Here is a 19768-nt window from a genome sequence, read left to right on the forward strand (position 1 = left end):
TCACCAGCGATCGATGTGGAGGACCTCGTCGAGCGAGCCGCGCGGGGCGGGCTTGAAGGTGTCGCCGGTGTAGAACGCGGTGGGCAGAAGGGCGCCCTGGTGGAAGCCCTCGGGAATCCCGAGGATCTCGGCGACCTCGGCTTCGCGATTGAGATGCAGTGTCGTCCAGGCTGTTCCGAGTCCCCGGGCGCGGGCGGCCAGGGCGTAACTCCACACCGCCGGCAGGAGTGATCCCCAGAGTCCCGCCTGGTTGCCGGCGGGCAACTCCTTGCCCGCCTTGATGCACGGGATCAGCAGCACCGGCACCCGACCCATGTTCTCCCCCAACACCTCCACGCTGGTGCCGACGCGGCGCTGCACCTGCGAGCGATCGGGGTCATCGGCGAACAACTTCGCCGCCGACGCCTGCGACGCCAGGTACTTCTCGGTCTCCTGCCGATAGATCTCCCCGACCTTCGCGCGCTGCTCGGCGTCGGTGACCACCACCCACTGCCAGCCCTGCCGGTTCGAACCGCTCGGCGCCTGCAACGCCACCTCGAGGCATTCGCGGATCAGCGCAAGAGGCACATCACGCTCGAGGTCGAGACGCTTGCGCACGGTGCGCGTGGTGGTGAGCAGCTCGTCGGGGTTCAGATCCAGAATCGTCATACGTCCACAGTGCCAGTCCGATCGCCGAGCCGGTCGGGCGCTGCGCGTACGCACGGTGCATCAGAATCCGAGTCCGGAACCCACTTCTTGTGAGAAAGCACAGAACCCATGTAGTTCGTTCTCACTACACCGGGGCCTCGTCGCCGGGTACAGCCGGCTTGTCGCAGGTCAGCGGGCGAGAATCGTCCGGTGATCTCGATGATGCGGCGCACTCGCGGCCGCCTGCGCACGCGCCTGCCCTATGAACACGCGATTGCCACCGGTCACCCCCGCTGTCACCCTCGATGCACGGCGGCAGGAGCGTCCGGGACAGGCACCCGATGACCGACAGCGCATCGGGAACTGCCGGTCAGCCCGCCCGGATCGGAGTCATCGATGATCACGAGATCGCCATCCTCGGGCTCAAGGCGATGATGGAGACCACCTCCGACCTCGCATTCGTCGGCGGCGGCGCAACGGTGAAAGAACTCCTCGCGATCACCACCGACCTCGATCTCGCGGTGCTCGACCTGCGCCTCGACGACGGCAGCTCCCCACGCAAGAACGTCGAGGAACTGCGCGCCCACGGCATCGAGTGCCTGGTGTACACCTCGGCCGAGGAGGCCTACCTCGTCCGGTCTGCCGCTGCCGCAGGCGTTCTGGGTGTGGTGCGCAAGTCACCGCGTGCGGTGGAGATCCTCGAGGCCATCCGCGCGGCCGTCCGCGGCGAGACCATCGCGACCATGGACTGGGCCGCCGCCATCGACGCCGACGAGGAGTTCGTGGAGGTCAACCTCAGCCCGCGTCAGCGAGAAGTGCTGGAGCTGTACGCATCCGGGGAGGCCAACGCCCGCGTGGCGAAGCTGACCGGCCTCTCGGTCGACACCGTCAGCCAGTACCTCGGCCGCATCCGCAGCAAGTACGCCGCGGCCGGACGTCCCGCCCCGACGAAGACCGACCTCTACAAACGCGCAGTGGAGGACGGATGGCTACCGATGCCTCGCCGGCCCCGCGACTGACCGACCGCTCGGCGCGGACCGGCGAACGAACACCCGGCGACGCCGAACTGCGCATCACCCGACAGTTCGCGATCTTCGTCGGCGCAGGCTACTTCGCCTACGGGGCGTTGTGTCTCGGCAACATCGCGAAATCGTTCGACTACATGGCCGGCTGGTGGGCGTTCGGTGCGCCGATCGTGGTGTTCGGCAGCGGCATCGCCGTCGGCGTCGTCGCGGCCGTCAACGCGCGACACCTGGTCCGCCCCGCCATCATCGTGGCCGTCATCGCCTATCTCGTCGCGGCCCTCCTGGTTCCGGTGGCGTGGAAGAACGGGACGTACAGCGACGAGCGGGGTCTGTGGTTCTCGCAGTTCCCGGGTCTGGTGGGTGTCGCGATCGGTGTCGGCTGGCCACGGGGACGAGCACTGCTGTATCTCCTCGTCCTCACCACCGTGGCCACGTTCATGTCGCGGGTCGTGCGTCCGTCCGACCTCGTCGTGCCGTTGGGACCCGACCTCGCCTTCGCCTTCGCCTACTCGATGACGTTCACCGCCGCGGTCATCATCGGTGCACGCACGGCGCGACTGCTCGACGAAACCCGCGCGGACGCCTTTCACCTGGCCGCACGCGCCGCCGCTGCGCGCGCCCGTGAGTCCGAACGCGCCCGCTTCGACGCTCTGACCCACGACGGCGTGATGACGGCGCTGCTGGGCGCGGCCCGGATGGGTAACACCGATTCCCTGCGGTCACTCGCCTCGAACACGATCGCCGAACTCGGTGTGGAACAGAGCGCCTCGTACTCCGTGCCCGCCTCCGCGGCCATCGCCCAGTTGCAGAGTGCCGTCACCGACATCGACGACACCGTCGCGTTCACCGACACGCGACACCCTCCGCTCGGTCTCACCACCTACCCCCAGGATGTGGTGCGCACGATGTCGGCGGCGATGGCCGAGGCCGTGCGCAACGCGCTCCGCCACGCCGGCGCCGATGCGGTCATCGCTGTCGAGGTCACGGTCTCGGCGAATCGGCTGAACATCCAGATCACCGACAACGGAGTCGGATTCGACCTCGGCCGGGTGCCACCGCACCGTCTCGGTCTCGCGGTCAGTGTGCGCGGCCGGATGGAGCAGCTCGGAGGAGGCGAGGCCACCATCGACTCCGCGCTCGGACGCGGCACGCGGGTCACCCTCACGTGGGCCCGGCCGTCATGACCATCGCCTCGAGTACACGACTGACCGCCGAGGATCTCCGCGACGCGGGTTCGCTCATCGGCCTGCACACCAGGGGAGCGAAACTTCTCACCGCGTTGTACATGGTGCTCGTATCGGCCGCGATCTTCTTGGTGTCCCCTGGCGACGCCACATCCGTCATCGGCACCGCTGTGTCACTGGTGGTGTTAGGGGCGGCGACGGCCGGCATCGTCGTGGCCCGCCAGGACCCGCTGCCGTTGCGCGCCGCGATCCCCATGGCCTGTGCAGGTGCTGTCGGCTGCGGTATCGCGCTGGCCACCCTCGATGTGTCCGCGAGGGCTGCCACCTTGAACTGGATGCACGGTCTGGGCACCGCGGTGCTCTGTTTCCTCTGTGTGCGTGGTCGAACGGCGCTCGCATGGGCCGGAATGGCTCTCATGCTGGCCGCCTACCTCGTGGCGGCGATCGTCGGACCGATGCGTGTCGGGGTGGGACCGCAGGTCACCCTGATCGACGTCGCGCCGCTGTCGATGGCGACGGTGTTCAGTCTGACGTTGCGCCCCAGCGCGACACTGATCTTCGATCTCCGGCGGTCGGGCGCACGGCGCAGCGCGGAACTCGCCGCCCAGACCGCCGCGGCGGCCGAGCGCGACGCGCAGCTCGCCGAACTCGACAAGCTGGCGCGACCGATGCTCGACCGGATCGCGGCCGGCGACGAGCTGACCCCCACCGAGCGGGAGACCTGCGAGCTGCTGGAGGCGCACCTGCGGGACCGGCTGCGCGCACCCGGACTCGCGACGCCGGAGGTGGCCGACGCCGCACGTGCGGCGCGCAGCCGAGGCGTCGAGGTGATCCTCCTCGACGACGACCCCCTGCGGTCGGCCTCGGAAGACGCCCTGGTGCGGGTACGTGCGGCGATCGTCGACGTCCTCGAGTCGGCGACATCGGGTGACGTCCGCGTGCGGCTTCTGCCGCCCCATCGATCGGCCATGGCGTCGATCGTGAGGCGCGACGGCGGCGACATGTACCGCCGCGATTTCGGTTCCGACGGCATCGAGATCGTGCGCTCGACGATCGACGTCGACGCCTGATTGTGTGCCCATCTAATGGTGACCCCGGTTTGGGGGACACCAGATGATGTGTCTGTCCGATGTCGGTACGGCTTATTACCGTTAACTCATCGCGTCGGAACCGTCGACGCCCCCGTGATCGGACACACCACCATGACCGCAGTTCTCGATCCCTCGCCTCTGCGAACCCTGACCCCTCCGGCGCTGAGTGACCGCGAGAAGGAGGTACTGCGCGCATGGGTTCTCGCCGACAGCAAGGTCGGCGTCGGCAAGCGGCTCTACATCTCCGAATCCACTGTCAACACTCACATCACGCGCATCCGCGCGAAGTACGCCGCCGTGGGGCGCCCGGCGCCGTCGAAGGCGTCGCTGCTCGCCCGCGCTCTCCAGGACGGCATCGTCGACATCACCGAGCTCTGACCGTCAGTTCACGCAGGGCACTCCCGACGCCGTGCTGACGACGGGCGCGCCCTGATCGGGAGCGGGATCCTGCGACGCCTGGCCTGCCGTGTCGGTGCTCGGGGTGTCGCTGCCCGAGGTGTCGGAGGTGGATTCGAGCTGCCTGGTGGTGGTCGCGGGCGGTTGCGGCGGGGTGATCCCGAACGCGGTCTGGACCTGGCTGCGGATCGCGGCCGGGTCGACGATGTTGACGTCCTGGTTGTCGACGGTGTCGTACCGGAGCACCGGCAGCGTCCGGAACGCAAGGTTCTGACCGGAGATGTCGCCGATGCGGTGCGCGTAGTCGACGATGTCCCAGCCCGATGAGAGCACGATGTCGCGCTGCGCCACCGTCACCAGCGCATTGAGTTTGTCGAGGTCGCCGAAGATGCCCGACGACTGCAGTGAGTGCGCCACCGAGATCAGGAACGCCTGCTGGCGGTGGGTGCGGTCGAGGTCGCCGTTGTCGAGTCCGTGTCGCTGCCGGACGAACGCCAACGCCTGCGACGCGTTCAGCGTGTGCACCCCGGCGCTGAAGCGGGCGCCCGAATAGCTGTCGGACACAGCATGATTGAGACACACCTTCACGCCGCCGAGGGCCTTGGCGATGTCGTAGAACCCGACGAGGCTGACCTCGGCGAACCGGTCGATCGGCACCCCGGTGAGTTCGCGCACCGTCTGCAGGGTCTCGGCGCGACCCGCATCGCGGCCGTCGGTCTCGAGCGTCGCCTGGTCGGTGACGCCCTCGTCGGCGAGCTTCTGTTCGGCCTGCGCCTTCATCAGGCCGTAGGCCTCTTTGATCTTCGCGTGGTCGTACCCGTCGATGCCGTGCACCGCGACGTAGTCGTCGCGCGGGATCGAGAACGCCACGATGTGCTGACCGTCGGCGGGCACGTGCACCAGGATCAGGGTGTTGGTGTTGTAGCCGCCCTCCTCCCCGTCGCCGGCGTGCAACGCGGAGAGCACCGACGCCGGCAGGTCGTTGCCGTCGCGGTCCTTGCGCGAGTCCAGCCCGATCAGCAGGATGTTCTCGGCGCTGCCCGTCGACTTCGGCGCCCCGGCGAGCACATCGGACGTGTGGAACCCGCCGCCGATGTGTTGTGCCTCGCCCCAGGCGAGCCCCGATCCGAGCAGCACGGCGGCCGAGGCCAGAGCCACGAGAGGACGCACGAGCCGACGGCGGGAGCGCCGCGGCGGTGCGGGACGTCGCGCCGGACGTCGGTGGTGTCGCGGAGGTACCCGGGCGATGACCTCGGTCGGCGCGTCACCGAGGTGACGACGGTGCGGAGAGGTGCCGGAGTATCTGCGTGAACGCTCGGGTGGCATGGCTGGTGTCCCACTGTCGATCAGGTGGCCCGATCCAGTGGGTCGGTCGCGTGCGAACCACCGAATGTATCGGAGGGATGGAACGGCGGCGACTCGCGCAAACACCGGATACGTTGCGAAACAGACGCTTCGGGCGATTCTGTAGCGGTCGCTGGTCACGCCCGACCCCCGCGTCGATCGGGCAACTATTCGCATCGATCGGGCAGTTGTTCGGATCGAGTGGGCACTTCGTCTCCACAGCCTGTGGATGGGCGCAGTGCTCGTGCCCATTCCTGTCGGAGCCATCCGCTAGCGTGGTGATCGGGGGCGTCGCCCACACGCAATCTGCATGTGCATCAACATAATTCGCAGAATTGGCCCTTGCGACGGTGTTCGAACGTGTGTACGGTCGAAGCATGACCGGGGGATCATTCATCGAACTCGTCGACCTGGTGGTCGACGAGTTCGGTTCACAGGGAACAGTTGTCGCCGATGTCGACTCCGAGATCGTCGCCGCCATCCGTGGCGCCGTCGCTCTCCGGGCGGTGGCCGATGGGATGCTGGCGCGGTTGGCGTCCCAGGCCGAGCGCGTCGGGGTCGCGACACACTGCGGGATGTCGTTGCGAGAACTGTTGATCGCCAACGGTGTCGCACCGGCCGTGGCGTCACGGTTGATCCGGCTCGGACGGGCCGTGGAGGTCCTGCCACTGCTCGCTCGCCACTCCCGTGACGGTGACCTGTCGGCCGAACATCTCGATGCGGTCGCGCGCGGAATCGAACACGTCGCGCGCCGCACCGGCGAATCACTCGATTCCGATGTGGTGTCGAACCTGGAGCAGCGGCTGATCGGGGCCGCGATCGCCGGAAAGAGTCCCGCGGAGATCGTCGACGACGCCCGCGCAGCGGCGATCGCCCACTCACCCGCCGAGCCTCCCGCGGTACCGGCCGCGGAAGACCCCGCCCTCAACGAACTGGGCTGGTCGCAGACCGGCGACGGCCGACTACGCGGCGAGTTCGACCTCGACGCGGTCACCGGCGAACGACTCATCACCGCCCTCGACACGGCGTCACGTCCCCGCCCCGAACCCGACGGATCGCCCGACCGGCGGACGGCGTGCCGGCGACGGGCCGATGCGTTCGCCCAGCTCCTCGAGGCCGGCACCCGCGGACTCGCACCCGAGGCCCTGTCAGGTCCGGCGTCCACCGAGTTGGTCGTCACGATCCCGCTCGAGGGATCGGACCCGCCGGACCCCGCGCGCCTGAACTGGCTCGGACCGGTCTCGGACCTGTCGGCACGACTCCTGGCCTGCGACGCGAAAGTCCTTGGGATCGGGGTCGACCTCAACGGCGCACCCGTCTCCGTCGCCGCCGAGAAGCGACTCTTCACCGGCGCGGCACGCAAGGTGATCCTCACCAGAGACCAATGCTGCATCAAGTGCGGCGCCCCGGCCTCGTGGACCGACGTCCACCACATCACCCACTACGCCGACGGCGGCAAGACCGTCGTCGACAACGGATGCCTCCTGTGTCGCCGCTGCCACGTCGCCGTCCACACCGCAGGCTGGGACATCGTCATGGGCCACGACCGACACCCCTACCCACGCCGAACTCCGTTACCCGCATACAACAGAAGAACTTTGACGGAGATGGAACCGGCCGCGGCATAGCCCCGTCAGAGAACCAACGCCCCGCACACCTGCGGGAGCGCTACGAACATTGACAACTCCACAGGGTGAATCGGGGCCGGGCGACAGGCCACGACAGTCCGCGACAGCGTCACGACAGAGCTGTCGCGGACAGTCGTCGGCATGACAACACCTCGCACCACCGACGCGCCGGCCATCGAGGCCCGCGGGTTGGTGAAGCATTTCGGCAACACCCGCGCGGTCGACGGTGTCGACCTGGTCGTACCCACCGGATCGGTGTACGGCGTGCTGGGCCCTAACGGCGCAGGCAAGACCACCACCGTCCGCATGCTCGCGACCCTCCTGCGACCCGATGCGGGATCGGCACAGGTCTTCGGCCACGATGTGGTCGCCGAACCTGTGGCGGTCCGGTCGTTGGTCGGGGTCACCGGTCAGTACGCCTCGGTCGACGAGGACCTGTCCGCTCGCGAGAACCTCATCATCTTCGCGCGGCTGCTCGGCAAGTCCCGTGCACAGACGCGGACCATCGCCTCCGACCTGCTCGAGGAGTTCGGGCTCGAAGAGGCCGCGAGCCGACCGCTCAACGAGTTCTCCGGCGGTATGCGACGGCGGCTCGATCTCGCGGCCAGCCTGATCTCCGCTCCCCCGCTGCTGTTCCTCGACGAGCCCACCACCGGCCTCGACCCGAGGACCCGCGCCCAGATGTGGGAGACGATCCGTCGCCTCGTGTCCGGCGGGTCGACGGTGTTGCTGACGACGCAGTACCTCGACGAGGCCGATCAGCTCGCCGATCGGATCGCGGTGATCGACCGCGGAGTAGTGATCGCCGATGGCACGGCCGACGAATTGAAGGACTCGGTGGGCGTCAACACCCTGCAGGTCCGTCCGACGTCGCCGTCGGATTGCATTGCGGCGCTGGAGATCGTCGAGCGGGTCACCGGGGAGAAGGGGTCGCTGAGCCCCGAGGCCGGGCGCGTCACGGTTCCCCTGTCCCGACCCGATGCGGTGTCGGACGTGATGACCGCCCTGGTGGCGGCCGACATAGCGATCCGCGAACTGTCCGTCGCCAAACCCAGCCTCGACGAGGTGTTCATGACCATCACCGGCAAGCCCGCCGACGGCACCGAAACCGGTTCCGCCACCGAGTCCGAGGAGGACGCAGCATGACCGCCCAGGCCCTCGATCGCCCCGCCGTCGCATCGCGCGACACACGGTCGGCCCCGCGTTCGGTCGGACTCGCCGACACAGTCCGTCAGTCGTTCACCATGGGCTACCGCGGAATGCTCAAGATCCGCCACAACCCGGAGCAGTTGTTCGACGTCGTGTTCCAGCCCGTCGTGTTCACGTTGATGTTCACCTACATCTTCGGTGGCGCGCTCGCCGGCAGTGTGTCGCAATACCTTCCGATCATCATCCCGGGCATCCTCGTCCAGACCGTGATCACCACCTCGGTGGTGACCGGCACCCAGCTCCGCGAGGACATGAACAAGGGCGTGTTCGACCGCTTCAAGTCGCTACCGATAGCGCGGACCGCGCCCCTGGCCGGCGCGCTGCTCGCCGACGTCGTGCGATACCTCATCGCCACGGTCATCACGTTCGTGGTCGGCATCGCGATGGGCTGGCGGCCCGACCCGCTGGGCCTGATCGGCGCCACCGTCCTGGTCATCATCTGCAGCTTCGCGGTGTCGTGGATCTGGGCGCTGATGGGCATGCTGGTGAAGAAGGCCTCTGCGGTGCAGGGCTTCTCGCTGATGATCCTGTTCCCGTTGACCTTCGTCTCGAACGCCTTCGTGCAGCCCGAGACGATGCCGGGCTGGCTGCAGGCGTTCGTGAAGGTGAACCCGGTGTCGAACCTGGTGACGTCGGTGCGCGAGCTGACCAACAACGGTCACATCGGTATCCACGTGCTGTGGTCGCTGCTCGGCGCGGCCATCCTCGTCGCGGTGTTCGCGCCGCTCACCGTCCGGGCGTACATGCGCAACGCCTAGGCGAGAGCACCACGCATGGTCTGCAGGATGGTCTCGGCGGCGTGCCGTCGGGACATCCTGCTGATCTCGGTGTCGAGTTCCTCCCAGACGTCGGCCGCGACCGCGCTCAGGGACCGGGCCGTGGTGACGGCGTGGTCGAGGATCGGGAAGTCGAGGCGGGCGCGCGAACGGACGCCGAGCAGGTGCAACCGCGCCGCGGTCACCGATCCGGCGTCGTGGCTCGTCAAGGCGGTGGCGAAGGCGACGGCGCAAGCGCCGATCTGCGGGATGTCCTGGTAGCCGGACGGTTCGAACTGTGCGGCCACGAAGTCGCCGAGCAACGGGAGCCGCTCGTGGGCGGCGCCACCGTTCCCGGTCACGGCCGCCATCGTCACCGCGGAGCTGAGGACGAGAAGCATCGTCGGGTCCGATGTCGCGCCCGCCATGCCGCCGAGAACCTGGTCGAGGACGCGCACCGCGATCGCCCCCGCCGTCGCGGGATCACCGCCGGCGTGGGCCACCTCGGCGCTGGCCATCATCAGCGTCCCGACCGCCTCGACACTGCCCGCCGGCACAGGTTGGTCCACCGTCCACCCATCGGAGAGTTCGGCCACGATCTCGCGTCCACGGTCGATCTCCCCGACGCCGATGAAGCTGCACGCGAGATAGATCCGGACCTGGACGACCTCGTCGACGGAACCGAGTTCGGTGAGCAACTCCACGGCCCGGGTGTAGCTCGCGATCGCGTCGCCGTACCGTGCGCTCTGGCCGTGGATGTTGCCGATCTCCATCGCGCCGGTCGCGGTGATCCAGAGATCGCCCCGGTAGACGGCCAGCGCCTGGGCATCCTGCGAATCGCGCAGTGCGCCACTGAGGTCACCGACGTTCTCCCGGGCGTTCGAGCGCACCGACAGTGCGATCGCCCGAACCAGCGGAACGGGGGACCGAGCACCGCGGGTGAGGATGCGTAAGCCGCTGTAGGTGGTGCGCGACAACAGGATCGCGCTCACGAAGTCCGCGGGCAGTGCCATCACCTCGTCGGGGTGGAAGATGGCGCGGATGGCGACGCGCGCCCGAGCCAACAACCGCATGTCGGGCGCGATCATGATCAGATGGCCGGCCACCATCAGGAGGGCGACCTGCCACAGCTCGCGTTGGTCGTCGGGGAGGTCGCGCGGCGGTCGGCCCAGCAGCCCGACGATGCGGGGCGCCCAGTTGCGGATCTCGACGTGCAGTCCGCGTGCCACCCACCCGGATGTCATCACCGGGAACACCGCGACCACGGCCGAGACGGCGTCGGCGGGCCGCTCGGCGACGTCGATCTCGGTGCAGCGTCGCAGGATCCACACGATGTTGTCGTTGTCGGCGACCACGTTCGTCATCGCGGCCGCCTGCTCGCCCGTGTCGTAGAGGGCGCGGGTGTCCTTCGCCCACCCGATGGCCCAGCGGATCATGGCCGCGTCGACGTCGTCCGCCTCGCCCGACGCGAGAAGTTGTTCCTCACCGAACTCGCGCACCATCTCGAGCATGCGGTAGCGGATGTGGCCGTCGACCTCGGTCACGGTGAGCAGCGACTGGTTGACCAGCTGTTCGAGGACGTCGTCGACCAGGGTGAGACCCGCGCCGCCGGAGACGACGACATCGGCTGCGGCGACGGTGAACCCGGCCGGGAAGCGGCACAGGCGCCGCAGGGCCGCCCGGGCATCGTCGTCGAGGAGATCCCAGCTCCACTCGATGACGGCGTGCAGCGTCCGATGCCGTCGGGGTGCGGTGCGATCTGCGGTGCGCAGCAGGCTGAGTCGACCACGGGCGAGGCGCTGCGACAGCAGACGGGCGATCTCCGGCACGCTCAGGGTGCGCACCCGCGCGGCGGCGAGCTCGATGGCCAACGGCAGGCCGTCGAGGTCGCGGCACAGTTCGGCGACGACGTCGAGGTCGATGGCCACGTCGGAGCGAACTGCTCGTGCTCGCGCGACGAACAGTTCGACCGCCGGTGAGTCGGTGACGTCGCTCGACAGCGGCGCCAAGCGGTGGATGACCTCGCCCGCCACCATGAGCGGTGCGCGCGACGTGGTGAGGACGGTGAGGTCGGCGACAGCACCGATGAGGTCGGTCACGACCTGCGCGCTGCCGTCGATGATCTGCTCGCAGTTGTCGAGTGCGAGAACGGCGTTGCGTCCGACGAGGGTGTCGGCGAGGCGGTCGGCCAGGTCGCCGACGGGGATGCGCGGCGCACCCGACGGGGTGAGCTCGGACTCCCCGACACCGAGGGACGCGGCGATGGCCGCCACGACGTCGTCGTCGTTGCGCACTGACGCCAACTCGACGAGGTAGATCGTCCGGCCCGCCTCGGCGATCCGGCGGCCGACGGCGTGCACCATGCGGGTCTTGCCGGCGCCACCGGGGCCGGCGATGGTGACCACCCGATGCTGATCGATCGCGGTGAGCACGGCGGCGATGTCGTCTGCGCGGCCGAGTAATTCGTTGGGTTCCGACCGCAGCCCGACGGCACGGGTGGAGACCGACGGCCGCGGGATCACCGTCGGCGGTGGCGTGAGGACCGGGGCGGGGGCCGGGGTGAGCAGCTCGCGATGCAGTGCCTCGATCTCGGCGCCGGGGTCGACCCCGAGTTCGGCCGACAGCGCGCGACGCAGTCGGGCGTGCACGGCGAGTGCATCGGCGGTGCGGCCCGACGCCGCCAACGCGCGCATGAGGAGCAGGTGCGCGGGTTCGTCGAGGGGATCGCGTTCGCAGAGGTCCCCGGCGATGCGGCGGGCGGTCTCGTGGTCGCCGGCCGCCGACGCCGCGGCGGCCCGCGCCTCGTCGAGGCGGCGACGCAGATCGTCACCGAGAGTGCGCAACTCGCCGGCGAGCGGGTCGCCGCCGGGGGTGTCGGGGCCGAGGTCGTCTCCGGGGACACCGCGCCACAGGGCGTCGGCCTCGGCCAGAGCCTCGGGGGTTCCGACTGCCGCGAGTGCTCGGGCCCGGTCGACGTCGAGGGCGTCACCGCTCAGGTCAAGGCGGTAGCCGGTCGCCGCGCCGGCGAGCATCCCCGACGGCAACACCTGTCGGAGACGGGAGATCTGGGTGTGCAGGGCGGCCTGCGGCGACTTGGGGCGGTCGTCGCCCCACACGAGGTCGATGAGGGCGGACGCCGACCGGACACCGCCCCGGGCCAGGGCGAGAGCGACGAGCAGTCGCCGGGCACGGACGCCGGGGACTTCGACCATCGCACCGTCGGCAGCGACCGCGACCGGACCCAGGAGGCCGATCGTCACCGCCGACGCGTCCACCGACACCTCACCTCTCCGGCCGTCTGTTCGGCGCAATCCGCTCGTGGCGCCCAGGTGTCCACAGTAGTGGCGACCACCTGCGACGACTCGTCGCCCGTACAGCGGTTCGGGCAAAACGGACCGCACGCGTCGGCCGCACATCGAACCACCGCCGAGTGACGCCACGGGGGTAGGTCAAGATTGTCGACATGGCTACCCCGAAGCAGTGGTTCGACGGTGCGCGGCCGCGCACGTTCCCGAATGCGATCGCCCCCGTGGTGGCGGGCACCGGCGCGGCGGGCTGGCTCGGCGACGCGGTGTGGTGGAAGGCGCTGCTGGCGCTCGCGGTGTCGTTGTCGCTGATCGTCGGGGTCAACTACGCCAACGACTTCTCCGACGGCATCCGGGGCACCGATGACGACCGCGTCGGACCGATGCGCCTCGTCGGGTCGAAGGCCGCCCCCGCGGTGGCGGTGCGCAACGCCGCGTTCGCGGCGTTCGGTCTGGCCGCGGTCTGCGGTCTGGTCCTGGCGCTGAGCAGTGCGTGGTGGCTCGTCGTCGTCGGCGTCGTCTGCATCGCGGGCGCCTGGTTCTACACCGGCGGCAAGAACCCGTACGGCTACGCCGGCCTCGGCGAGGTCGCGGTGTTCGTGTTCTTCGGGCTCGTCGCGGTGCTGGGCACACAGTTCGTGCAGGCCGAGCGGATCGACTGGGTCGGCGTGATCTGCGCGGTCGCCGTCGGTTCCTACTCGAGCGCCGTGCTCGTCGCGAACAACCTGCGCGACATCCCGTCGGACACCGAGTCCGGCAAGAACACGCTCGCGGTCCGCCTCGGCGACACGCGCACCCGCACCACGCACCTGGCGTTGGTGGCCCTGCCGTCGGTGCTGAGCCTGGTGCTGGTCATCGCGACGCCGTGGGCGCTGCTCGGGCTGGTCGCCGCACCGCTGGCGTGGCGTGCCAACGCACCGGTCCGCGGTGGCGCACTCGGGCCGGCCCTCATCCCGGCGATCGCGCAGGCCGGCATGGCGATGGTGGCGTGGGCCCTGGCGACCGCGGTCGCGTTGTTCCTCGCCTGAGCAGACGAGACGACACTGCGCCCGCGAGAAGCTCGCGGGCGCAGCATGGTCGGTCACGGATCAGACGGTGGCGCTCAGGGCGTCGCGCAGCTTCTCCGGGGTGGTGACCGACTCGATCAGTGCGCGGGAACGCTTGTCGTCGGTCTTGAGGATGCCGAGCAGCACGTGCTCGGCGGTGATCCGGTCGCTGTCCGACTCGCGGGCGATCTGCACGGCGTTGGCGATCGCGGCCCGCGCGTCGACCGAGAACCGCGGCCGACCGAACGGGCCGCCACGTCCGCGGGGCCCGCGCCGGCCCCGGCCGCGCTCCCACGGGCCGTCCGCGGTGTCGGGATCGCCCAGCGGGCCCCCGAAACCGCGACCTGGGAACTCGCCGCCGGGGAAGCCGGGGCGGCCGAAGGCGTCATGCGGGTGGCCGTGGCCATGGCCGTGTCGGTGACCGCGGTGGCCGCGGGGACCGGAGTCCTCGCCGCGTCGCGGTCCTCCACGTCCGCCCCGTCCGCGCCGGTCGGCACTCCGCTGCGACCAACCGTCGGTGATGTCGGTGCCGAAGGCGTTCTTGATGGCCGTGGCGACCTTGTCGAGGTCGATGCCGACGGACTTGAGGGCCTCGCGGTCCTCGGCGACCTGTGACGCGTCGGCGTCGTCGCTGTCGTCGGCGTCGCCGCGCACCTCGCGGACGGTGTCGCGGGCCGCGTCGAGCGTGAAGCCCTCGGCGGTGAGCCGGGTGAAGATCGGGGCGCGTGCGTTGCACAGCATCCCGAGGATCAGGTGATCGTTGCCGAGTTGGGTGTGCCCGAGGTCGGCGGCCTCCTCCATGGCGAAGGACAGGATGTGCCTGTTCTCGCGGGTGAAGTGTTCGAACATGGTGTGTCTCTTCTCAGTCGTGTGGTGGGTGTTGATTCAGTCCCTCTCGCGAGCCGAGTGCTTCTGATGCACGGCCTGGCGGCTGATCTGCAGGACCTCTGCGATCGCCTGCCAGCTCCATCCCTGCTCGCGGGCACTGGCCACCTGCACCTCTTCGAGGCGGTCGGCCAGAGTTCGCAGGGCGCGCACCGCGGCCAGTCCCTGTGCGGGATCTGTGCTCGCCGCGGCCGTGGTGATGGTGTCGTTCTGTTCGGTGTCCACGTCGTCGCTCTGCATGGTGTCAGGTTAAGTTGACACTCACGGTGTTGTCAACATTTATTGACGACCGATATTCCGCGGGCTGGCCGCTACTCGTCGAGAACGGCTTCGCTGATGTTCATCCGCGCAGCGCGCGCGGCGGGCAGGAAGGCGCCCGCGGTGCAGAGCACGAATGCGACGACGACGTAGAGGATCGTCGAGGCCTGGGGGTGGTAGCCGATGTCGACCGAGGTGGTGGTGCCGAGCACCCGATCGCTCACGATGTGCAGCAGTTCGCCGCTCGCGACGCCGAGCACCGCCCCGACCGCGGCGATCGAGGCCGCCTCGGCCAGCACCATCCGCGACACGAAGCGCCGTGACGCACCCATCGCGCGCAGCACCCCGAGTTCGCGGCGACGTTCGATCACCGACAGCAACAGCGTGTTGAGCAGGGCGATCGCGGCGACCAACGCCACGATCCACTGGATCGCGATGGTGAACGCGCCCGACTGCTTGACCGAGGCCCGCGTCGCGTCGAGGGTCTCGACGCCGCTGTAGACGAACACCGGGTGCGACGGGTCGGCGTCGATCTGCGCGGCCGCGTTCACCGCCCGACGCACCTGCGCGCCGTCGACCCCGGGGTCGTACCGCACCTGCAGGAAGGTGTTGCCGGGCCGCTGGAACCATTGCGACAGAAGCTGATCGGACAGCGCTGCGGTGCCCGAGTCGAGGGTCACGTAGTCGACGGTCTGCAGGATCGGCAGCTCGTGGAACCCGGTGGGCGTCGCGAGCCGAAAGCGGTCACCGACACCCAGTTTCAGCGTCCGCGCCAACACCTTCGACACGACGACACCCTCGCCCGCGAGGACTCGGCGCAGCACCTCCGGCGAGGTCTTCTTCACGTACGGGGCCTGGATCCCCGGCGCGAGACCCTGGACGAGGATGCGCGCCTCGCCGACGTTCACCGTCGCCCACTGGCCACCGACGACCGCCGCGACACCGGGTACCGCGGCGACACGTCCGGCGACACCCGAGTCGAGGATCGGCCCACTGGGGATCTTCTCGACCGGCTGCGAGGAGACGTAGAGGTCGGGGTCGGCGAGACCGTCGAGCGCACCCGACACCGACCCGACAAGATCGTTCATCGCTCCCGACGTGCCGACGCCGACCGACACCGCGACGGTGACCGTCATCAGCGTCGCCCAGGCCCGGCGTGGGGAGCGTTCGGTGTTGACCGCGGCGAGCGTCCCCGGGCCACCGAGCCGCGCGGCCAACGCCGTGACCGCACGGATCAGCGGTCCGGTGACCGCGAAGAAGAACAGGAGCGTCCCGATGCTGGTGAGCACGGCGCCGCCGAACACCAGGCGACCCTCGACGGTGTGCGCGATCACCCACCCCGCGCCGACGAGCCCCAGACCGCCGACCCCGGCGAGCCACACCAGCAGCCCCGGAGCGCGGTCACGGGCGAGCACCTCGCCGGGCACCATCGCCTCGATCGGCGACAGCGCGAACACCGACCGCGCGGCGAGCACGCTCGCCGCCACGCACGACACGACGCACGCGATGACCGCGATCGGCCCGACGTACCAGGGCAGGTGGTACCCGACCGTCGCGCCCACGGCATCCGACGACACCTCGGGGAGCCTGCCGACGATCCACCGGCCGGCGAGCACCCCGACCGGGATGCCGATCAGGCCACCGACCAGTCCGAACAGGGCGGCCTCGCCGATGAGGTCGCGCACGAGTTGCCCGCGGCGCCCACCGATCGCACGGACCATCGCCAGCATCTGTCGCCGCGAGGCGACAGCCATGTTCATGGTGTTGAACACGAGGAACGCCGCGATCACCAGGGAGATGAGGGCGACGAGCAGCGTCGAGTCGCGGGTCACCGAGCTCGCCGTCTCGACCTGACCCGCCCGATAGTCGGGACGGTTCACCGCAGCGCGCCCGGCGACCACCCGGTCGATCGAGGTGCGCAGCGCGGCCTTGTCGGCTCCGGGCGCGGCGCCGATGAGGATCGAGTCGAGGCGGCCCTGCTTGTCGGTGAGTCGTTGCGCGAGCGGCAGATACGCCGCGATGAACCGGCCACCGTTGATGGGTCTCGCCGCCGCGCTGTCGATGACATCGACCACCGTCAGCGCGACGCCGTTGATCGTCACCTTCTGCCCCGCGGTGAACCCGAGGCCCGGGCCGACGGCGATCGACGTCGACGCATCGGGGCGGTTCGGCGACAACGCCTGCCCCGCACCCGATCCCCCGGCGAGCACCTGGCGCAGGGCACCCCCGAGACCGAGGATCGACACGTCGGCACCGAGCACGGTGACCGGTTTCGCGTCGAGGTAGATCGTGTCCTGGATCAGCGGCGCGACGGTTGACGCCTGCGGCACCTGCGCACGGATCTCACCGACGAGCGACTCGTCGAGTCCGCTGTCGCCGACGGAGGTGACGTCGAGATCGGCGGTCCCGGCGACCGTCGCCGACAGCTCACGCACCGAGGCGGTGATCGACCCGTAGGTGCCGAGCACGGCGACGAGCAGCGTCGACGACACCGTGATCACCATCAGCGAGGTGATCACCCGCAGCCGGTGGCTGCGCAGCTCGCGCAGGTTGAGCACCCGCACCCGTGTCCACGTCGCGACCGGATCGAACCGACGTCGCGCTCCCCCGCCTCCCGACATCTACGCGTCTATCCGCCCGTCGCGGACGGTGACGGTGGTGTCGGCGAACTCGGCGGCTTTCGTGTCGTGGGTGACCATCAGCACCAGTCGCCCGGAGTCGTCGTGCGCCAGTTCGGCCAGCAGCCCGAGGATCGCCGCGCCGGTGTGCGAGTCGAGGTTGCCGGTCGGTTCGTCGGCCAGCACGATCCGCGGATCCATGATCAGCGAGCGCGCGATCGCGACGCGCTGCATCTGCCCGCCCGACAGCTCCGACGGCCGGTGACCGGCCCGGTTGCCGAGCCCGACACGGTCGAGCAGCGCGACCGCGTCGGCCTTCGACCGCCGCAGCGACGTCCCGTCGAGCAACCGGGGCAGCGCGACGTTCTCCCACGCCGACATCGTCGGCACCAGGTTGAAGAACTGGAAGATGAAACCGATGGTGCGCCTGCGGAACTCGGACTGCTCGTCGTCGGACAGCGACCCGATGTCGGAGCCCGAGACCACGATGCGGCCCGAATCGGGGGCGTCGAGGGCGCCGATGACGTGCAGCAGCGTCGACTTGCCCGCACCCGAGGGCCCCACCACCGACACGAACTGACCGCCGTCGAGGCGCAGGGTGAGTCCGTCGAGGGCGCGGACGGTCTCCTCGCCCATGCGGTATTCCCGCACGAGGTCGGTCGCCTCGATCGCGGGCGCGTTCACGCCGGCCACCGGCCGTGGGTCCAGAACCCGTCGAGCACGGCGCGCGGCTCGTCGAGCGACCAGCCGCACCCGGCGACCCAGTCGTCGTCGAAGTAGGTGTCGCCGTAGCGGTCGCCGCCGTCACAGAGCAGCGTCACCACGCTGCCGCCGGTACCCGCGGCGAGCATGTCGGCGATGACGGCGAACGCGCCCCACACGTTGGTGCCCGTCGACCCGCCGACGCGGCGGCCGAGGTGATCGGAGACCAGCCGCGCGGTGGCCACCGACGCCGCGTCGGGGACCCGCAGCATCGCGTCGATCACCTGCGACACGAACGACGGCTCCACCCGCGGCCGCCCGATGCCCTCGATCTTCGACCCGATCGCCGAGGTCGCCGCGCCGTCGCCGGTGGCGTAGGCCGGGTGGAACACCGAGTTCTCGGGGTCGACCACGCACAGCCATGTGGGGTGGCGGCGGTAGCGGATGTAGCGGCCGATGGTCGCCGAGGTGCCGCCGGTACCGGCACCGACGACCACCCACGTCGGGATGGGGTGCCGCTCGAGGCTCAGCTGCTGATAGATCGACTCGGCGATGTTGTTGTTGCCGCGCCAGTCGGTGGCACGTTCGGCCATCGTGAACTGGTCGATGAAATGCCCGCCGAGCTCGTCGGCGAGGGCGGCCGCGGCGGTGTAGACCTCCGACGGCGAGTCGACGAAGTGACACCGACCGCCCTGACGCTCGATGAGCGCGACCTTCGCGGTGGAGGTGCTGCGCGGCATCACCGCCACGAACGGCACCCCGATCAGCGCCGCGAAGTAGGCCTCGGAGACCGCGGTGGAGCCCGACGACGCCTCGATGACCGGCGTCGTCTCGGTGATCCAGCCGTTGCAGAGTGCGTAGAGGAACAGCGACCGCGCCAGGCGGTGCTTGAGCGAACCCGTGATGTGGGTGCTCTCGTCCTTCAGGTAGAGGTCGATGGCCGTGGGTTCACCGTCGGCACCGACGAACCTCGACCACTCCGGCAGCGGGAACCGCACGAGGTGGGTGTCGGCGCTGCGGGTGGCGTCGGCCTCGATCAACCGGATCGCGGTGTCGACCCACTCGCGCGACGCCCGGTGGTCGACCAGCGGGCCCCCCGGCGTCACGATCGGGGGTCGCCCGAACCGTCGGGACGCTGCGATCCCTGCAACCGTGCCTGCAACGCGTCGCGCTTGGCGCGGCGGTCGGCATCGACCGCGGAGATGGCGGAGTTGACGTCGGTGCGCAGTCGCTTGAACAGCAACATGCCCAGCGGCAGCGCGATCACGACCGCGAAGATCGCGGCGACGAGGATCGGCACGTCGACCCCGGCGAGGTGTCCCACGCCGTAGATGATCGCGGCGAGCACGACGACAAGGCCAAGGCGCGCAACGGTGTACAGGATCAGCGCCGTCGCGAGGCCGCGTCCGGCACCGACCTGGTCGGCGCCCGACGGGGCACCGGTGGGGCCCGGCGCAGGAGCGGAGGAGTCACGTTCGTTCACCCCGTCAGCCTACGTCGAGAGGGGCCTGCGCCCGCGATGCCCGATTTTTACCATTGATTTACCAACAGCTGACCGTTCGAACACCTTGCATTCTCGGTGTAATCATGTTGTCGGGCAGCGAAACAACAGTTTCATCGGTCACAGCCAGATCAGATGCCCACCACCGCCGATCCCGGTCGACGGTCACCGGGCCCAGCACGAGGAGAACGACA

General features: G+C 69.6%; 17 protein-coding genes. 8 read left to right on the forward strand and 9 right to left on the reverse strand.

Features of this window, described 5'->3' with window-relative positions; all coding sequences use genetic code 11:
• A complete protein-coding gene (locus ASG12_RS18915; protein ID WP_055793054.1) occupies window positions 1-648 on the reverse strand; it encodes a nitroreductase family protein in 648 nt (215 codons plus the stop codon).
• 320 nt (window positions 649-968) lie between these two features.
• Between ASG12_RS18915 and ASG12_RS18920 the strand changes: the two genes are divergently transcribed.
• The 4 genes from ASG12_RS18920 (at window position 969) to ASG12_RS22175 (ending at window position 4305) form a co-directional block, all read left to right on the forward strand.
• Window positions 969-1646 carry a response regulator transcription factor gene (locus ASG12_RS18920; RefSeq protein ID WP_055793055.1) on the forward strand — a complete coding sequence of 226 codons (678 nt, stop codon included), beginning with the start codon at window positions 969-971 and terminating at the stop codon, window positions 1644-1646.
• The gene (locus ASG12_RS18925) at window positions 1613-2836 is read left to right on the forward strand and encodes a sensor histidine kinase (protein ID WP_055793058.1); all 1224 of its coding nucleotides are present in this window, start codon (window positions 1613-1615) and stop codon (window positions 2834-2836) included. The genes ASG12_RS18920 and ASG12_RS18925 overlap by 34 nt, the downstream gene beginning before the upstream one ends.
• Complete coding sequence (locus ASG12_RS18930) at window positions 2833-3906, forward strand: hypothetical protein (protein WP_162243451.1); 1074 nt, start codon at window positions 2833-2835, stop codon at window positions 3904-3906. The genes ASG12_RS18925 and ASG12_RS18930 overlap by 4 nt, the downstream gene beginning before the upstream one ends.
• Before the next feature lie 132 nt (window positions 3907-4038).
• Complete coding sequence (locus tag ASG12_RS22175; RefSeq protein ID WP_055793850.1) at window positions 4039-4305, forward strand: LuxR C-terminal-related transcriptional regulator; 267 nt, start codon at window positions 4039-4041, stop codon at window positions 4303-4305.
• A 3-nt stretch (window positions 4306-4308) separates the two neighbouring features.
• Here the strand turns inward: ASG12_RS22175 and ASG12_RS18940 are convergent, their stop codons facing one another.
• Window positions 4309-5493 carry an LCP family protein gene (locus ASG12_RS18940; protein ID WP_235457584.1) on the reverse strand — a complete coding sequence of 395 codons (1185 nt, stop codon included), beginning with the start codon at window positions 5491-5493 and terminating at the stop codon, window positions 4309-4311.
• Window positions 5494-6044: 551 nt separating this feature from the next.
• Between ASG12_RS18940 and ASG12_RS18945 the strand changes: the two genes are divergently transcribed.
• The 3 genes from ASG12_RS18945 (at window position 6045) to ASG12_RS18955 (ending at window position 9262) form a co-directional block, all read left to right on the forward strand.
• A complete protein-coding gene (locus ASG12_RS18945; protein WP_156378188.1) occupies window positions 6045-7295 on the forward strand; it encodes an HNH endonuclease signature motif containing protein in 1251 nt (416 codons plus the stop codon).
• 141 nt (window positions 7296-7436) lie between these two features.
• A complete protein-coding gene (locus ASG12_RS18950) occupies window positions 7437-8441 on the forward strand; it encodes an ATP-binding cassette domain-containing protein (RefSeq protein ID WP_055793067.1) in 1005 nt (334 codons plus the stop codon).
• Complete coding sequence (locus tag ASG12_RS18955; RefSeq protein WP_055793069.1) at window positions 8438-9262, forward strand: ABC transporter permease; 825 nt, start codon at window positions 8438-8440, stop codon at window positions 9260-9262. The genes ASG12_RS18950 and ASG12_RS18955 overlap by 4 nt, the downstream gene beginning before the upstream one ends.
• On the opposite strand, the gene ASG12_RS18960 is transcribed toward ASG12_RS18955, so the two are convergent.
• Window positions 9259-12534 (reverse strand): BTAD domain-containing putative transcriptional regulator, encoded by a 3276-nt coding sequence (locus ASG12_RS18960; protein ID WP_055793853.1) that lies wholly within the window; start codon window positions 12532-12534, stop codon window positions 9259-9261. The genes ASG12_RS18955 and ASG12_RS18960 overlap by 4 nt on opposite strands.
• Window positions 12535-12722: 188 nt before the next feature.
• Between ASG12_RS18960 and ASG12_RS18965 the strand changes: the two genes are divergently transcribed.
• Window positions 12723-13592: a 1,4-dihydroxy-2-naphthoate polyprenyltransferase gene (locus tag ASG12_RS18965; RefSeq protein ID WP_055793073.1), complete on the forward strand. Its 870-nt coding sequence runs from the start codon at window positions 12723-12725 to the stop codon at window positions 13590-13592.
• A gap of 60 nt (window positions 13593-13652) precedes the next feature.
• Here the strand turns inward: ASG12_RS18965 and ASG12_RS18970 are convergent, their stop codons facing one another.
• The 6 genes from ASG12_RS18970 to ASG12_RS18995 all read right to left on the reverse strand — a co-directional run bounded on the left by ASG12_RS18970 (window position 13653) and on the right by ASG12_RS18995 (window position 19556).
• Window positions 13653-14459, reverse strand: a complete 807-nt coding sequence (locus tag ASG12_RS18970) for a Clp protease N-terminal domain-containing protein (RefSeq protein WP_055793076.1) — start codon at window positions 14457-14459, stop codon at window positions 13653-13655.
• Window positions 14460-14495: 36 nt separating this feature from the next.
• On the reverse strand, window positions 14496-14735 hold the full coding sequence (locus tag ASG12_RS18975; protein ID WP_045823907.1) for a hypothetical protein: 240 nt from the start codon (window positions 14733-14735) through the stop codon (window positions 14496-14498).
• Window positions 14736-14806: 71 nt separating this feature from the next.
• Entirely contained in the window at window positions 14807-17317 is a 2511-nt protein-coding gene (locus tag ASG12_RS18980; protein WP_327197963.1) for an FtsX-like permease family protein, read from the reverse strand.
• 57 nt (window positions 17318-17374) lie between these two features.
• Window positions 17375-18007, reverse strand: coding sequence for an ABC transporter ATP-binding protein (locus tag ASG12_RS18985; RefSeq protein WP_055793855.1), 633 nt, complete (start codon window positions 18005-18007; stop codon window positions 17375-17377).
• A gap of 44 nt (window positions 18008-18051) precedes the next feature.
• Window positions 18052-19179: a PLP-dependent cysteine synthase family protein gene (locus ASG12_RS18990; RefSeq protein WP_055793083.1), complete on the reverse strand. Its 1128-nt coding sequence runs from the start codon at window positions 19177-19179 to the stop codon at window positions 18052-18054.
• A complete protein-coding gene (locus ASG12_RS18995) occupies window positions 19176-19556 on the reverse strand; it encodes a DUF4229 domain-containing protein (protein WP_055793086.1) in 381 nt (126 codons plus the stop codon). The genes ASG12_RS18990 and ASG12_RS18995 overlap by 4 nt, the downstream gene beginning before the upstream one ends.
• Window positions 19557-19768: the final 212 nt, after the last annotated feature.

The sequence above is a fragment of the Williamsia sp. Leaf354 genome, assembly GCF_001424365.1.
GTDB lineage: Bacteria > Actinomycetota > Actinomycetes > Mycobacteriales > Mycobacteriaceae > Williamsia_A.

Coding starts and splice junctions, on each gene's coding strand:
- ASG12_RS18915 (WP_055793054.1), bottom strand. CDS start 648: ATGACGATTCTGGATCTGAACCCCGACGAGCTGCTCACCACCACGCGC.
- ASG12_RS18920 (WP_055793055.1), top strand. CDS start 969: ATGACCGACAGCGCATCGGGAACTGCCGGTCAGCCCGCCCGGATCGGA.
- ASG12_RS18925 (WP_055793058.1), top strand. CDS start 1,613: ATGGCTACCGATGCCTCGCCGGCCCCGCGACTGACCGACCGCTCGGCG.
- ASG12_RS18930 (WP_162243451.1), top strand. CDS start 2,833: ATGACCATCGCCTCGAGTACACGACTGACCGCCGAGGATCTCCGCGAC.
- ASG12_RS22175 (WP_055793850.1), top strand. CDS start 4,039: ATGACCGCAGTTCTCGATCCCTCGCCTCTGCGAACCCTGACCCCTCCG.
- ASG12_RS18945 (WP_156378188.1), top strand. CDS start 6,045: ATGACCGGGGGATCATTCATCGAACTCGTCGACCTGGTGGTCGACGAG.
- ASG12_RS18950 (WP_055793067.1), top strand. CDS start 7,437: ATGACAACACCTCGCACCACCGACGCGCCGGCCATCGAGGCCCGCGGG.
- ASG12_RS18955 (WP_055793069.1), top strand. CDS start 8,438: ATGACCGCCCAGGCCCTCGATCGCCCCGCCGTCGCATCGCGCGACACA.
- ASG12_RS18965 (WP_055793073.1), top strand. CDS start 12,723: ATGGCTACCCCGAAGCAGTGGTTCGACGGTGCGCGGCCGCGCACGTTC.
- ASG12_RS18970 (WP_055793076.1), bottom strand. CDS start 14,459: ATGTTCGAACACTTCACCCGCGAGAACAGGCACATCCTGTCCTTCGCC.
- ASG12_RS18975 (WP_045823907.1), bottom strand. CDS start 14,735: ATGCAGAGCGACGACGTGGACACCGAACAGAACGACACCATCACCACG.
- ASG12_RS18985 (WP_055793855.1), bottom strand. CDS start 18,007: ATGGGCGAGGAGACCGTCCGCGCCCTCGACGGACTCACCCTGCGCCTC.